Here is a 13,455-nt window from a genome sequence, read left to right on the forward strand (position 1 = left end):
TCGGCCTGTCAGAACGCGCTACATTCAACGATTTGATGGTCGAGGGATAGAATATGTCAACGGACTTTAAAAAACGGCTGATTTATCATTTCTGTGGAACTTTAGCTCCGTTTGTTTAGACGGACCCAATAAACATGAATGCACTCTTTATTCTGAACGCTGCGCCTTACGGCAGTGAATTGACTTATAACGGTCTGCGTCTGGCAGCAGCTCTTGCTAAACGCCAGCACAACCATGTCCGGGTGTATCTGATGGGGGATGCGGTCAACACCGCCAATGCACATCAGAAGCAGTTGGTTAACCATCCCATCCTCTTACCTTTACTTCAAGAGTTGATGGGGGATGTATCCGGCCAGGTAGCCGCCTGTGGCTCTTGCATGGATGTGCGTGGTCTGCAAGTAGAAGATATGCTCGGCGGCATACACAGGGGCACACTGGAAGAGTTGGCCGACTGGTCAGAGTGGGCTGACAAGCTCATGGTCTTTTAAGAGGTCATCATGTTCTTTAAACAAAGAGTGAACCAGGACGCTTCCATTTCCTATTTCTTTGGTTGCGGCGGCCAGGGCAAAGGGGTTGCCGTTGACGTGCTGGCGGGTGACGAAGACTGGTATCTGACGCAGGCCAAAGAACTAAATGTCGGGATCACCACAGTTTTTGATACCCATATCCATGCAGATCATTTGTCAGGTGGTAGAAAACTGGCAAGCTTGTGCGGTGCTGACTATGCATTGCATGAAAGCAATGCTGCAAAGACCAGTTATGATTTCTTACCTGTGCACGACCAGCAAGTGCTGATGGCAGGAAATACCCGCATCCAGGTACTACATACTCCGGGCCATACGGAAGGCAGTATATGCCTGCTGGTTTCTGATTTCAGGCGTAGCGAAACACCCTGGTTCGTTATTACTGGCGACAGCCTGTTTGTGGGTTCTGTTGGCCGCCCCGATTTGGCCGGGCGCGAGCAGGAAATGGCGGCACGCTTGTGGAGTAGTCTGCACACCCAGTTATTGAATCGTCCTGACGAACTGGAAATATTTCCAGGACATCAGGCGGGTAGCAGTTGTGGCGCGGACATTTCTGGCAAGCCTTCATCAACCATCGGTTTCGAAAAGCGCTGGAATCCTTTACTGTCATTGAATGAACAAGATTTTGTGATAGCAGTGATTGCCAATATTCCACCAAGACCAGCCAATATGGATGTACTGATTGCGAGTAACTTGGGCCAGACAGTCGCACTGACAACAGCATCATGACGATGACTGTGACGAAAGATACAGTGCCTCAGTTAGGCTTGCGCGCCAATCTGGCACAATTCAGTCTGCTGGTTGTCGTGAATGCCTTTGTCGGCGCTATGGTGGGGATGGAAAGAACCGTTCTGCCAGCAATCGCCGAGCAAGAATTTCATCTGGTAGCGCACACAGCAATACTGGCTTTCATCGTGGTCTTTGGCATATCCAAGGCGCTAACGAATTACTTCGCTGGTCGCTTTTCAGATACCTATGGCCGCAAAGTCATCTTGATTGCTGGCTGGGTGATCGCTATCCCTGTGCCATTTTTACTGATGTGGGCACCATCGTGGAACTGGATATTATTGGCGAATGTCTTTCTGGGTATTAGCCAGGGACTGACCTGGTCCACCACCGTGATCATGAAAATCGATCTTGCCGGGCCAGGGAAGCGTGGGACGGCCATGGGCATCAATGAATTTGCTGGTTACTTCGCAGTGGGTATGGCGGCACTGGCCACGGGTTGGATCGCCACACGTTATGGCTTGCGCCCCCAGCCATTTTATCTGGGCGTGGTATTCGTGGTGGCTGGCTTGTCGCTCTCTTTGTGGCTAGTGCGGGACACCAAAGGGCATGCCAAACATGAAGCCAAGCTGACAACTTCAGTGCCTCAAGACTTGCCAACGCAAAAAGAGATATTCTGGCAAACCACCTGGCGCAATCCAAATCTGTCATCGATCAGCCAGGCAGGTATGGTGAATAATCTGAATGACGGCATGGCCTGGGGTTTGTTGCCGCTGGTGTTTGCTGGTGCCGGGTTGAGCCTGACGCAGATAGGTACGTTGGCTGCCGTTTATCCGTCAGTCTGGGGCATCTGTCAATTATTCACCGGTGCTCTTTCAGACCGCATAGGCCGCAAGGGATTGATCGTGGCGGGAATGTGGTTGCAGGCATTGGCGATCATGCTCATCATTGTTACTTCCACTTTTATCTGGTTTGTGCTGGCAGCAGTATTGTTGGGCATAGGTACAGCCATGGTGTATCCAACCTTGCTGGCAGCTATTGGTGATGTGGTCAATCCGGCATGGCGTGCATCAACTGTCGGCGTGTATCGCTTGTGGCGCGACCTCGGTTATGCGTTTGGTGCCTTATTGTCTGGAGTCATGGCGGATTTGTTTGGCATTGCCAGCGCCATGTGGTTTGTCGCGGCACTGACATTTTTATCGGGTGTGATTGCGGTAGTCCGCATGCGAGAGACTTTGCAAGGGGCTGATTAACATCAAATAGCGAGCGGTGAATTACCCGACCTTAGCAGCTTTATGCTAGATGCGAACTAGGCATTGACACGCCATCCTCCCGGCGGGATATAATCCCCCAACTTATACAATGCGTGATGACAAACGGCCTGCGTTTTACCCAATATGAAAAAGGCACTCCTGATTTTCTTGATGATGATACTTCCATGGCAGGCTATTGCTGCCACGGAGCGTAACGTCACGCATGTATTGGGTAGCGGTAAAAGCCATGACATGGAGTTCGTCATCAAGCACATTGCCGAGCATGCCGATCACGTCCTGCATCACCATGACGACGATGCGGATGAAGATGATGACACGAATGTGGATGATTCCTTGAAGTCCGTAGAGCATCTTGCTGACTACGACCAGGCTGGCAGTTTGAATGTCTTGTTTTTTGTGCCCGTTCAAGCAGCTGATGCATTGGTGTCGCCTACACCTGCTGTTTTATGGTCTGATACCTTTTCTGACCGCACGACCATTCCCCTATTGCGTCCTCCCCGTACATCCGCCTGAAACGCGGGTAATTCGTCCTGTGTGACCATTTAATGTTTGATGGCCGCTCTGTCTTGTCGCCCGCCTAACTGCAATCTATTTCATCCCGCAGAGGCTATTCATGTACAAAATTTCCGTATGCTTGCGCGCATTGTCGCGTGGGCGTTCATCTGTCACCGGTGCAATTCTCATATTGCTGCTCGGTTCTGGCGTCTCCTTGAGCCATGCTGCTGAGACCCCGTCTTTTGCAGCCTTGCTTCAGCAAGCGCAACTGAACGCGCCATATTTACTCGAACAGGCTGCCAACGTCAGGGCAGCCAGTGCCGATGCACGCCAGGCTGGTGCCTGGGCTAACCCATCCCTGAGCGTCACCGCAGAGAACCTGGGCGCACCCTTGTCTGGCGGTCTCAGCCAGCGCCAGGATACGTATGCCATCACCCAAGTCTTTGAAGTGGGTGGCAAGCGTTCCGCACGTATTGAGGCTGAACAGCTCAAGTCTGCTGCCGTTGGCGCTCGTGAGCGTGAGGCACGTGTTTCCTATGCCAATGAACTGGCAATCAGGTATGCCACCGCTGAAGCCATGCAACAGCGCAAGGAAGTCGCAGATGCCGAACTTACGAGAGCTGAAGATGACTTTCGTGCTGCCCAGGCCCTGGTAAAGGCTGGTCGGGAGGCTGAGTTGCGGCTGGCACAGGCACGTGCGAGTGTCGCTGCGGCCCAGGCTGCCGTACAGTCAGCGTCTGCCGATGCTACTGAATCGCTTGAGCGATTGACCGCCCTGGTCGGTGCCACCGAATCCTTTACACAGATCGACCATCCTTTTTTGGCGACCGCAAGTGCAGTGCGTCCCGCAGGTGCATGGTCGGCTGATGCCACGCCCGCACTGGCGAGTGCTGTGGCAGAGCGCGACGCAGTCGCTGCACAAATACGCGTGGAAGAAAAGCGCTGGTTGCCAGATATCGGTGTCAGTGTTGGCATGCGCAAGTTTGGCTGGAGCACAGAAAAAGCCGCAACCATAGGCTTGACGGCCAATATCCCGCTATTTGACCGCAACCAGAGTGGCGTCACCGCCGCCAGGGAGCGCGCTGCCAGCGCATCCATGCGTGTAGAAGCAGCCCGGCTTGAAACTACAGCGCTGCATCGCTCGGCCCTGGTTCAAGTCCAGGCATCAGAAAAGCGCCTGCAAGCAGCAGAACAAGGTGAAGCCGCAGCAGGAGAAGCATACCGACTGGGCCGGGTCGGCTATGACGCGGGCAAGACCGCGCTAGTCGAATTGCTCGCTATCCGCCGTGCCCTGTCAGAAGCCAAGGCACTCACTATTGATGCCCGCCTGTCTCGTGTGCGCGCACTCGCCACTCTTTCAACGGCTGAAGGCCGCATCGCATTTGGAGAATCACCATGATAGAACAAGAACGCCGGTCCATGAACTGGCCCGTCACCGCAGGCATGGTCGCAGTCGCCGCCGCATTGGGATTCGGTGCTTCGCACTGGATGGCGGCAAAGAAATCCCCTGCAACGATACCTGCCGCTGCCAGCACAGCCAGCGCTGCTGAGTCTGCACAGGCAGAGAGTGGCACGCCAGAAGTCAAGATTCCAGTCGAATACCTGAACATCGCCAAGATTGCAGTAGAACCGGTGCTCAATGGTGGCCTGGAAGCGGAGATTCTGGCTTCGGGCACCGTCACAGCGCCACCTAATAGTGAAGCCATCATTGTGGCGCGTGCATCGGGCAATCTGTCTCGCATCCATCGTCAACTGGGCGACACGGTACGTGCTGGCGAATCTCTGGCGCTGGTAGAGAGTATGGAGGCAACTGCCATGGCCGCCGACAGGACGGTCGCCAACGCCAAAGTGGCGCTGGCACGCAAGACCTTTGCCCGCGAATCCACGCTGTTCCAGCAAGGGGTGACGCCACGCCAGGAAATGGAAGCTGCCCAGTCTGCACTGGCAGTAGCAGAGAGTGAAGCACAACGCGCTGCCACCATAGCCCGTACCGCGCAGGTCTCTGGCGATGGCAAATCAGTGGCGGTAGTCAGTCCTATTGCTGGCAAGATCACTGCGCAAATGGGGACACTGGGTGGTTTTGTGCAACCGCAGACCGAACTCTTCCGCGTGGCTGGCGCTGGGCCAGTGAAGGTTGAAGTCTCCGTGTCGGCTGCTGACATCAGCCGCATTGCCACTGGTGACAAAGCCAGCATCATGGCTGCTAGCCGTCAAGCGAAGTAATTCTGCGAACAAACCAAAATCGGTAAGTGTATCATTTTGCAATGATTGCTATTTTCTTGTTCGCTTAATTGCTTCGCAGATTTGCGAAGCAATATTGGAACATCTTTAAAATGCGAAGTAAATGTGCTAATTTGTGAATAAATAGCTGGAGACTCATATGGAGCCTAGCATTTTGCCATCACGGTTCATTTTACCGATCAATATCGTGCGTCCAAAAGGTTCTGCGCGTTTTGAGTTTTGGGCGCCCAAACTTAAGCGTCGGGTGACCTTGTTCAACCCGCAGCACGTTAAGCTTTGTACCTATCTGGAAAGCAATCCACGTGTTTCCGCCTATTGCGAGCGTCCAACCTATTGGCGCAGCGGGGAAGATAAACAACTCATCGATTTTTGGATTAAAGCTGGCCATCGCGAACTATGCTGGATCGCCACATCGGATTTACTTCTTGGACGTGCCGGAGCCTTGAGTCAAACCGAGAACATTGATGTGCACTATGTTCAGCCCCAGAGCCTGGCTTCACATGAAGTCTGGATTGAGAACTGGATGCGCATATTGCCCTACCTCTCGTCCAACGCGTGTTTTGTTAGCAATCAATTATTGGCGGACATCGAGCAGGCAGCGTTGACAGCGCCGACACTCGGCGAAATTGAGCGCAATTTTCAGCCGAACGACATCATGTTGGTGCGCACCGCTGTCTTTATGCTCTTGCACCAAGGTCGATTAAGAGCCGATGCGCTTCGGGTGCAAGCACTGGGTCCTGGAATCAATTTTAGGCGGCTCCCATGAGTAGCCGACGAAGTACCATCACAGATCGTGCTGATTGCAGCACATGGCCAAGTGTAGCCTGGACAGCTTTACCGAGTGAGCAGCAATCAATTTTCCGGGCCCGCGAGGAAGCTGTGCGCCGGTATTGCCAGCGTGAGTCTTTGCGTGCTATCGAGGAAGTCACTGGGGTTCCCTATAATTCAATTCGTCGACTTTACGACCGATGTCTTCAGACACATGCGGATGGTCGCTTGCAGGGATTTCGTGCATTGATCCCATTCGAACGGGTTCAATCTTATCGGCGCACTGCAAAGATCACCCGGCCAGGTTCGGCTGGAAAAGCAGGTGCTTTTTCCCTGTTGCTCGAACGGCACCCAGAACTTGAAGCCTTGATTGTGATGGAACTCAAAGCGCACCATGTGGTGGTGCGGCAGGGACCCAAAGGTCTGGTCGTCGGCGGACTAAGCGCACTACATAAGCAGTTTCGCAAGCGCTGTTTGGAGCTTGGCTTGACTGAATGCGATTACCCCTTGGTGCAGGCAGAGCGAGGTATTCGTAGCCTAGCAGCGGCGGTCAAATCCATCGCAACAAGTAGTTTTGAAACAGCTGCGCGCGCCGCCCTCTCACAGAAGCGTTCTGGTGGCGTGCGCCCGAACGTAGAAGGATTGCCCCTGGTAGCCGCGAACCCTTATGACGCAGTTGAATTCGACGGTCACCGCGTTGATGTGCGACTACGAGTTGTCTTTGAACGCGTCGCGGGTGTCGAGGAATCCTTTGAAATCGAACGTGTATGGTTGCTCACCATCATCGATATTTGCAGTAGGGCGGTACTGGGCTACCACATCGTTCTCGAACCGGAATATAGCCGGTTTGACGTACTCAAAACGGTAGAACGGGCAATGGTCCCATGGAAAGCACCGACGTTGACAATTCCAGGTCTACGTTATGCTCCAGGTGCTGGTATGCCCTCAGCACGTCTCCCCGAACTTGGCTATGCCGCTTGGAACTGGTTTCGGTTTGACAATGCGCGGGCCAACTTGGCAGTCGATACGCTACGCCTACTCACCGAGATTGTTGGATGTGGTGCGCATGCAGGCCCTGCTTGCCGCCCCAACGAGCGGCCCCATATTGAACGATTTTTCGGAACCCTGGGATCCGTTCTTACCCATCGCTTACCAGGTACGACGGGGACCGCGCCCCATGATCCGCGCCGACGCATTGCCGAGTTGACCGCGAGCTCGCCTGCAGTCATCCGACTCGATGAATTGATCGAACTGACGGCGGTCGCGATCGCCAATTACAACGCCAGCGCCCACGATAGTTTGGGAGGGAGATCACCTCTGGAAATGCTGGCGTACTACGTGCGGGAGAAATGCATCGCGCTGCGTTGGCTTGCCGAACCCATGCGCCGTCACCTGTGCCTACTGCAACATGAGCATGAAGGGCATGTACGCGGCAGCATCGTTAATGGTGTTCGGCCCTATATTCATTTTTTTGGCGCACGCTATACCAGCCATATCTTAGCAGGGCGAGCGGATTTGATTGGTCAAGCTGTACGACTCTATTTTGATGTCGAGGATGTGCGGGCGCTGCGCGTGTTCGATGTCAGCGGTCGAGAGCTATGCGTAGTCGAGGTACAAGGCAGCTGGCGTCACACAGCCCATACTTTGCGTATGCGCAAAGAGATTTCTGCCCTTGTGCGCGAACGTAAGATGCGCATCACTCACACAGAAGATCCCGTGCAGTGTTATCTCGATTATTTGCGCAAAGGAGCGGGTAAACGGCGTCGTGCAGCCAGCAAAGCGGAAGTCGCACGCCGTGCCGTCGAGAACGCCTCGCCAAGTCCTAAAGCACCCCCCGGACCAGCAGACAAACACAAGCCGGATCCCGGAGTGGAAAAACAGGCCGCACCCGTGACAGCCGTCGGCAAGACCAGTGAGCCGGTCAAGGGAAAGAGGCTTATTATTGGCTCCGGACAAGTATTTTCACGTTAGTTATCCGACGCTAGGAGGGGAAAATAGTGACTAAACCTAAATTGCTTGAACGCCCTTTTTCCAAAGAACTGCATCCGCTGACTAACCGTACCTATCGTGTGGCGACCGCAGCGATCGAAGCCTGTTGGTTGTTAGTGGACAGGTGTTTGCAGTACCGCATCCCAGGTGCCTTGATATTTGGTGAAAGCAGACTTGGCAAGACATACGCTATCGAATACCTGCGCTTACTGATTCACCGGGAAAGACCAGAGATACCCACTTTCCATGTGCAGGCAGAGCATAAATCGACTCGCAGTGAGGGGGCATTCTTCTCAAGTTTGTTACGCGCGGTGCGCCATCCAGAACCCAATATTGCACGCAATTCAAGCAAACGCAAAGCGCTACACGACAGACTGCTTGCAGTTGCTGAGGCACAGAAAAGTACTATAGTGGTCTTCTTTTGCGACGAGGCACAACGTTATTCTTTGCATGAATACGAATGGTTGCGCGACGTCCATGACGAACTTGCGCAATGTGGTGTGCGTTTAACGACATTTCTCTTTGGGCAGGAACGGCTCTGCGAGCAACGGGCGCGCTTTCAGGAATCTGGCGATACGCAGATCGTTAAACGTTTCATGGTTGAGACATTGCGCTTTCGAGGTGTACTCAGTGCGGTGGATGCCGCCACCTGTTTAAAGAGCTACGATGAACATGAATATCCGATCGGAAGTAATTGGAGTTTCACACGCTATTATTATCCCTACGCTTTCGACGCGGGACTGCGGCTAGAAAAAAGTGCGCATCTTCTCTGGGATGCCTTTGCCTTGGCACATCAGCAAGCGGCATTGGCGGGCGAAGTTGAAATCCCGATGGAATATTTTTCACGCGCAGTGGAAATTATTTTGTTAGAGGGGTTTTTGCACGATGCCGTTGACTTTGTTCTGACGGAACAGCATTGGACGGCGGTTGTAAAACATAGTGGTTATGTTGCCTCTGAACAGGCGGCAGAACGCAACGCCAGGGGGCTGGGGCACTAATGTCAGCCGTGCTAGAACGCTTGCCACTACTCATCGTTCCGACGGGTGGTATTTCGGTAGTGGCTTGCCCGAAGTTGGCACCGCACTTGTTCGCCCCCTACGAAACCGTCTGGGCATTGAGCGCAAAACTTGCGGCTGCAAATGCCTTGTCAGCCTTCGAGATTTCTGTGCAACTGGGACTGTCGCAAAGGAGAAAATTGCCCTTGGTGCGCGTAGATCCACCTCGCAATGCACGATTACTTGGGCGAGCCTTGGATTGTTTGCCCAATCAGATTGAGGTCGCATTTTTTGGAGGAGCTCTAAAAGCACTACATCCACTGGTGTGCAAACAGTTACGGTTATGCCCTGCTTGCGCAAGACTTGGGCATCATTTCATTATTCACCAATTATGCGTATTCACCACTTGCCCGCTACATGATTTACCATTGCGCGAGTGCTGTCCGCACTGCGGCGTACAGATCAACTATGACCTGGGACTATCAACCGTACATGGTCCAATCAACTGCCCCGCATGCTACGCGCCGCAGTTACCAGTCTCGCGAGGAGGCTATCCGATCGCTGGCACCGTATCGCCGCAAACGATCCGGCTTATTGCGCGCTGGTTGGCATTTGTAAAGTTACTGGCGACTGATCCGAGTTTATTTAAAACGGCTGGTGTGATGAATGGCGTCAAAATTGACCCAGCATTTAAAAATGAGCAAATATCGGTACTGAGACCAGCGCTATCGTTTGCACATTCGATTTTGCCTCAGTTTCGCAGTGCCTGGTTGGACTCAGCGCAGTCCAAGAGCCTAGAGATAGTTTATTGGATGCATGCGAAGAAGTTTTGGCTTTACTGCCCAGAAAAGTCACGTAAGTGGTATCGGCGTTTTTTGAAGGGGCAATCTACCGAACTTGCCCCATCGCCTCTCATTCTTGCTTTCCTGTATTGGCGGATGACGTGGCAAGGAAGTTCCAATCCGTACTTGCTTCGACGAGGTCATCGCTTGCCTTTGTTTGGCATTGCTCAATGGGAAGCGAATCAACCAGCCTTTGATGATATTGACGCTGGACTGCATGAATTGAGTAAGGCGCTGGAAGCGTCATGGATGAACTGGATTGAGTGCGTGGATTTACTGAAAGCCAAGGAATTGGACTGGCGCACTTGGCGTTTACGTATACATCCACGAGCATTTATTAAATACTAAAATTGCAACATTAATCGAAAATTCACATTTTCGCAGAATTACTTCGCATCATAGATTAAGTCATTGATTTTTATGGGTTCTATTCGATAGACTGATAACTGGATCCATTTGTTCGCACTTTTACTTCGTTTTTTTCACAAGATTACTTCGCTTGACGGTTCTCAGAATCTGTACGGCGCTTTCTAAACTGGTTTCATATCAACCCGAAGGCCCACCATGAATAAATCTGGTACTGTCAACTTACGGGCGGCGCGGAAATTTTGTAAAGTAGAGGGATGAAAAAATCCCTACTTTACCGCGGCTTCCGCTACCCGGCAGAAATCATCAGTCATGTCGTGTGGCTCTACTTCCGGTTCGCGCTGAGTTTTCGCGACATAGAAGAACTGATGGCCAGCCGTGGCATCATCGTCACGTACGAGACGATCCGCCAATGGACGTTGAAGTTTGGGCAAGGCTATGCCAATGAACTTCGCCTGCGTCAACCGCAGCGCGGGGACAAATGGCATCTCGACGAGGTGGTGCTAACAATCAAGGGCAAGCACCATTACCTCTGGCGTGCAGTCGATCAGAACGGTCATGTGCTCGATATTCTGATGCAGAGTCGGCGCAACCGACAGGCAGCAAAACGTTTTTTCCGCAAACTGCTCAAGGGCTTGCGTTATGCACCACGGGTGCTAATTACTGACAAGCTGAAGAGCTATGCTGCGGCGAAGATGCAAATCATGCCTGGTGTCGAGCATCGCCAACACAAAGGTCTCAATAACCGGGCTGAACTCTCGCACCAACCAACACGGCAACGAGAACGACAGATGCGGCGCTTCAAGTCATCCGGCCACGCTCAACGTTTTTTGTCGGCACATGGCCCGATCAACAATGCCTTCCGGTGCCAGCGCAACCGCTTGACAACGGAGCAGTACCGCCGCGTTCGTACGCAGGCATTTTCCATATGGAATGAAGTCACCGACGTAGCAAAAAATGCCTAGTCCGTGACACCGTGTTACCCGAGCAGATGCAAGTTCGCCTGGAATTGTACAACTCGCTGTCTCCGTTCAGCAAGTTGACAATACCTTGCCGGAGGCGTCCAGTACCGGAATGATGAGGCTGCCGTTGAGGTGTTCGTGGCCGCTTTCTCGGTAGAGGCCGATTTTCTGGAGACGGCTGCGGATTTGTTCGCCGGTCTGGTTTTGTTTGGCGGGCAGGCGCAGACCTAAGCTGCGGTTGGCGTAACCGAGTTTGAAGCGGCTGATCAGGTCGGGATGATCGAGGCCGCGTTGTTTGAGGTAGGCCAGGGCTTCGGGTGAGTTGAGCAGGGTCTGGTGGTAGTAGTCCACGGTTTGATTGAGCAAGTCCTGGTCGTCGGCATCAAACACAACTGGCGGCGGCAGGCTGCGTACGATGCTGCGTTTGACGGGGGATTCACCGGCAGGACTGGCGGCTAAAGAAGAATCGCTTTTGAGCAATTCGACCGCATGGCGGAAACTGACACCGCGCAACTTCATCACCCAGTCTATCGGGCCGCCACCGATCTGGCAGCTAAAGCAGTGCCACAGGTTCTTGGCGGGAGTGACGATTAAAGAGGGTTCGCCGTCGGCATGGAAGGGGCACAGGCCGAGCTGGTCTTTGCCGGACTTTTTCAGAACAATGCCGGCAGCCTCGATTAAGCGGGTGACGGAGATATTGGTTTTTAGCTGTTCGAGTTCGGTTGTTGGTATTCGTGCCATAAATCCTTCTTTTGCTAAAAAACCTGTCAATAGACATATGTGGATGCTATGATATAGACACATATGATTGAATGCAATAGAGCATAAAAAGGAGGCCCTACAATGGCAAGCATCGTTTTACAGGTTACGGTGCAAGACATGGCAGCTTTTGCAGAGCGGTTAAAAACACTACGTGAGTCGCGCAAGCTGACGCAAACCAGGTTGGCCGAATTGATTGGCGCGAACTCGCGCGCCTATAACCGTTGGGAGCGCGGCAATTTCATTCCGCAGCTTGATACACTCATGAAGATCGCCGATGTGTTGAACGTCACTCTTGATGAGTTAACGGGACGCACAACAACGACTCATGAGCCAGTCGTGCATAACCCTAAGTTGTATGCGCTATTGCAGGAAGTCGATTCATTGCCCGACGTGGATCAGCAGGCGCTGATCATTCTGATGGATAGCCTTGTGAAGCGGGCTAAGATGGATCGCGTACTAGCAGCCTAACCCTCAGCAGCTAAGGGGGATTTTTTTCTTTAGCTGCTATTAAAAAATTGAAGCCGTACCCAATGCTCTACGCTATAGCCAGGGCTGGGAGCGGCTTTTTTTTATTCTTTAATGAATAGGCTGTGCAGGGAATTTACGGCTCGCGGGGGAGAGTTTTCTGTCTGTTTTATACAGGTCTGGCAACATACTGCGTCTGATTTTGGGTGTTTAAGGTTTTCGGGGAATTTTCTGCTTTGAGATCAATGACTTGGAAATTTTTTTTAAAAGTCATCCGGCCTTTTAAAAGTGAAACCTAGTATTGGCGCGGGTTTCCGGCCACCTTTTAAGGTGCGTATGGTGTATACGAAATTCGGACGGGTATTTTGCTGAAATTTTAGGCAAAGCGATGTATTGCGAACAAGGAAAGCAGGCTTTTAAAGGGCGTATGCAAGGCTGGTTTTAGGGTGCAGAAGCTGCAAAATGAAAAATCGTGAAAACATCTGAAAATATCTGATAAATCGTGAAAATATGTGCAAAGTCATGAAAATATCTGAAAACTTGTGAAATTATCTGAAATTCTGAGGGGTAATGATGGCTATTGAGAAACAATGTCATTCCGCTATGGTGGTGCCTGCCTCGGTGCTGGAGGAACGGCGGCAGCGGCGGGCATGGATTGCTTTGGCGTGGGCGGATGAGGATTTTATGCAGGTGGTTGCTTCCTTTGCTTTGTCGGACATCCCAGTGACGGACGAGCAGGCTTGGCGACACGGCCAGGTGTTAGCTGGCGTGAAGTCGCACGACGAGGTGCTGGCCGAGATGCTGGCAGCGTTTGCACGGCCTCGGGGTGAGGCCGTGCAGGCTGACTGAGATTGTCTGGCTGGGCGTCGTGGCTCAAACCCCTCAAGACAAGGCGATCAGGTCGGAAATGTCGTAATGAAAGACCTGATAATCATCTAGCCGCCTCCCTCCTCTGGCGTTAGCCAAAGGAGTAAAGTTAAGGTGCGAACGAAACTTTAACGGGGAGGACGGTATGTTATTTTGCGGCATAGACCTACATTCGAACA

At 52.5% G+C, this 13,455-nt stretch carries 14 protein-coding genes; 13 read left to right on the top strand and 1 reads right to left on the bottom strand.

Annotation, left to right across the window (positions count from 1 at the left end):
* The first annotated feature begins 134 nt into the window (after window positions 1–134).
* The 11 genes from H8L47_RS28545 to H8L47_RS28595 all read left to right on the top strand — a co-directional run bounded on the left by H8L47_RS28545 (window position 135) and on the right by H8L47_RS28595 (window position 11,185).
* Window positions 135–488, top strand: coding sequence for a DsrE/DsrF/TusD sulfur relay family protein (locus tag H8L47_RS28545; protein ID WP_186957225.1), 354 nt, complete (start codon window positions 135–137; stop codon window positions 486–488).
* 9 nt (window positions 489–497) lie between these two features.
* Complete coding sequence (locus H8L47_RS28550; protein WP_186957226.1) at window positions 498–1,253, top strand: MBL fold metallo-hydrolase; 756 nt, start codon at window positions 498–500, stop codon at window positions 1,251–1,253.
* A complete protein-coding gene (locus H8L47_RS28555; protein ID WP_186957227.1) occupies window positions 1,250–2,503 on the top strand; it encodes an MFS transporter in 1,254 nt (417 codons plus the stop codon). Before H8L47_RS28550 ends, H8L47_RS28555 begins: the two co-directional genes overlap by 4 nt.
* A gap of 144 nt (window positions 2,504–2,647) precedes the next feature.
* Window positions 2,648–3,037: a hypothetical protein gene (locus H8L47_RS28560; protein WP_186957228.1), complete on the top strand. Its 390-nt coding sequence runs from the start codon at window positions 2,648–2,650 to the stop codon at window positions 3,035–3,037.
* A 100-nt stretch (window positions 3,038–3,137) separates the two neighbouring features.
* The gene (locus H8L47_RS28565; protein ID WP_186957229.1) at window positions 3,138–4,418 is read left to right on the top strand and encodes a TolC family protein; all 1,281 of its coding nucleotides are present in this window, start codon (window positions 3,138–3,140) and stop codon (window positions 4,416–4,418) included.
* The gene (locus H8L47_RS28570; RefSeq protein WP_186957230.1) at window positions 4,415–5,242 is read left to right on the top strand and encodes an efflux RND transporter periplasmic adaptor subunit; all 828 of its coding nucleotides are present in this window, start codon (window positions 4,415–4,417) and stop codon (window positions 5,240–5,242) included. The genes H8L47_RS28565 and H8L47_RS28570 overlap by 4 nt, the downstream gene beginning before the upstream one ends.
* Window positions 5,243–5,399: 157 nt before the next feature.
* Window positions 5,400–6,026: a hypothetical protein gene (locus tag H8L47_RS28575; RefSeq protein ID WP_186957231.1), complete on the top strand. Its 627-nt coding sequence runs from the start codon at window positions 5,400–5,402 to the stop codon at window positions 6,024–6,026.
* 230 nt (window positions 6,027–6,256) lie between these two features.
* On the top strand, window positions 6,257–7,999 hold the full coding sequence (locus H8L47_RS28580) for a Mu transposase C-terminal domain-containing protein (protein ID WP_186957232.1): 1,743 nt from the start codon (window positions 6,257–6,259) through the stop codon (window positions 7,997–7,999).
* Window positions 8,000–8,025: 26 nt separating this feature from the next.
* Window positions 8,026–9,015, top strand: a complete 990-nt coding sequence (locus H8L47_RS28585) for an ATP-binding protein (RefSeq protein WP_329605507.1) — start codon at window positions 8,026–8,028, stop codon at window positions 9,013–9,015.
* On the top strand, window positions 9,015–10,202 hold the full coding sequence (locus H8L47_RS28590; protein WP_186957233.1) for a hypothetical protein: 1,188 nt from the start codon (window positions 9,015–9,017) through the stop codon (window positions 10,200–10,202). The genes H8L47_RS28585 and H8L47_RS28590 overlap by 1 nt, the downstream gene beginning before the upstream one ends.
* 275 nt (window positions 10,203–10,477) lie before the next feature.
* A complete protein-coding gene (locus H8L47_RS28595; protein WP_186957234.1) occupies window positions 10,478–11,185 on the top strand; it encodes an IS6 family transposase in 708 nt (235 codons plus the stop codon).
* Window positions 11,186–11,251: 66 nt separating this feature from the next.
* On the opposite strand, the gene H8L47_RS28600 is transcribed toward H8L47_RS28595, so the two are convergent.
* The gene (locus tag H8L47_RS28600) at window positions 11,252–11,923 is read right to left on the bottom strand and encodes a CHC2 zinc finger domain-containing protein (protein ID WP_186957235.1); all 672 of its coding nucleotides are present in this window, start codon (window positions 11,921–11,923) and stop codon (window positions 11,252–11,254) included.
* A gap of 102 nt (window positions 11,924–12,025) precedes the next feature.
* Here H8L47_RS28600 and H8L47_RS28605 point away from each other — a divergent pair, with 102 nt between their 5' ends.
* The gene (locus H8L47_RS28605) at window positions 12,026–12,412 is read left to right on the top strand and encodes a helix-turn-helix domain-containing protein (RefSeq protein WP_186957236.1); all 387 of its coding nucleotides are present in this window, start codon (window positions 12,026–12,028) and stop codon (window positions 12,410–12,412) included.
* Window positions 12,413–12,982: 570 nt separating this feature from the next.
* The gene (locus H8L47_RS28610; protein ID WP_186957237.1) at window positions 12,983–13,258 is read left to right on the top strand and encodes a hypothetical protein; all 276 of its coding nucleotides are present in this window, start codon (window positions 12,983–12,985) and stop codon (window positions 13,256–13,258) included.
* The last annotated feature ends 197 nt before the right edge of the window (window positions 13,259–13,455 follow it).

It is taken from the genome of Undibacterium umbellatum, from assembly GCF_014284125.1.
Taxonomy (GTDB): domain Bacteria; phylum Pseudomonadota; class Gammaproteobacteria; order Burkholderiales; family Burkholderiaceae_D; genus Undibacterium; species Undibacterium umbellatum.

Excerpts from the sequence above, each read along its gene's own strand:
- H8L47_RS28545 (WP_186957225.1), top strand. The coding sequence starts at position 135 with ATGAATGCACTCTTTATTCTGAACGCTGCGCCTTACGGCAGTGAATTG.
- H8L47_RS28550 (WP_186957226.1), top strand. The coding sequence starts at position 498 with ATGTTCTTTAAACAAAGAGTGAACCAGGACGCTTCCATTTCCTATTTC.
- H8L47_RS28555 (WP_186957227.1), top strand. The coding sequence starts at position 1,250 with ATGACGATGACTGTGACGAAAGATACAGTGCCTCAGTTAGGCTTGCGC.
- H8L47_RS28560 (WP_186957228.1), top strand. The coding sequence starts at position 2,648 with ATGAAAAAGGCACTCCTGATTTTCTTGATGATGATACTTCCATGGCAG.
- H8L47_RS28565 (WP_186957229.1), top strand. The coding sequence starts at position 3,138 with ATGTACAAAATTTCCGTATGCTTGCGCGCATTGTCGCGTGGGCGTTCA.
- H8L47_RS28570 (WP_186957230.1), top strand. The coding sequence starts at position 4,415 with ATGATAGAACAAGAACGCCGGTCCATGAACTGGCCCGTCACCGCAGGC.
- H8L47_RS28575 (WP_186957231.1), top strand. The coding sequence starts at position 5,400 with ATGGAGCCTAGCATTTTGCCATCACGGTTCATTTTACCGATCAATATC.
- H8L47_RS28590 (WP_186957233.1), top strand. The coding sequence starts at position 9,015 with ATGTCAGCCGTGCTAGAACGCTTGCCACTACTCATCGTTCCGACGGGT.
- H8L47_RS28595 (WP_186957234.1), top strand. The coding sequence starts at position 10,478 with ATGAAAAAATCCCTACTTTACCGCGGCTTCCGCTACCCGGCAGAAATC.
- H8L47_RS28600 (WP_186957235.1), bottom strand. The coding sequence starts at position 11,923 with ATGGCACGAATACCAACAACCGAACTCGAACAGCTAAAAACCAATATC.
- H8L47_RS28605 (WP_186957236.1), top strand. The coding sequence starts at position 12,026 with ATGGCAAGCATCGTTTTACAGGTTACGGTGCAAGACATGGCAGCTTTT.
- H8L47_RS28610 (WP_186957237.1), top strand. The coding sequence starts at position 12,983 with ATGGCTATTGAGAAACAATGTCATTCCGCTATGGTGGTGCCTGCCTCG.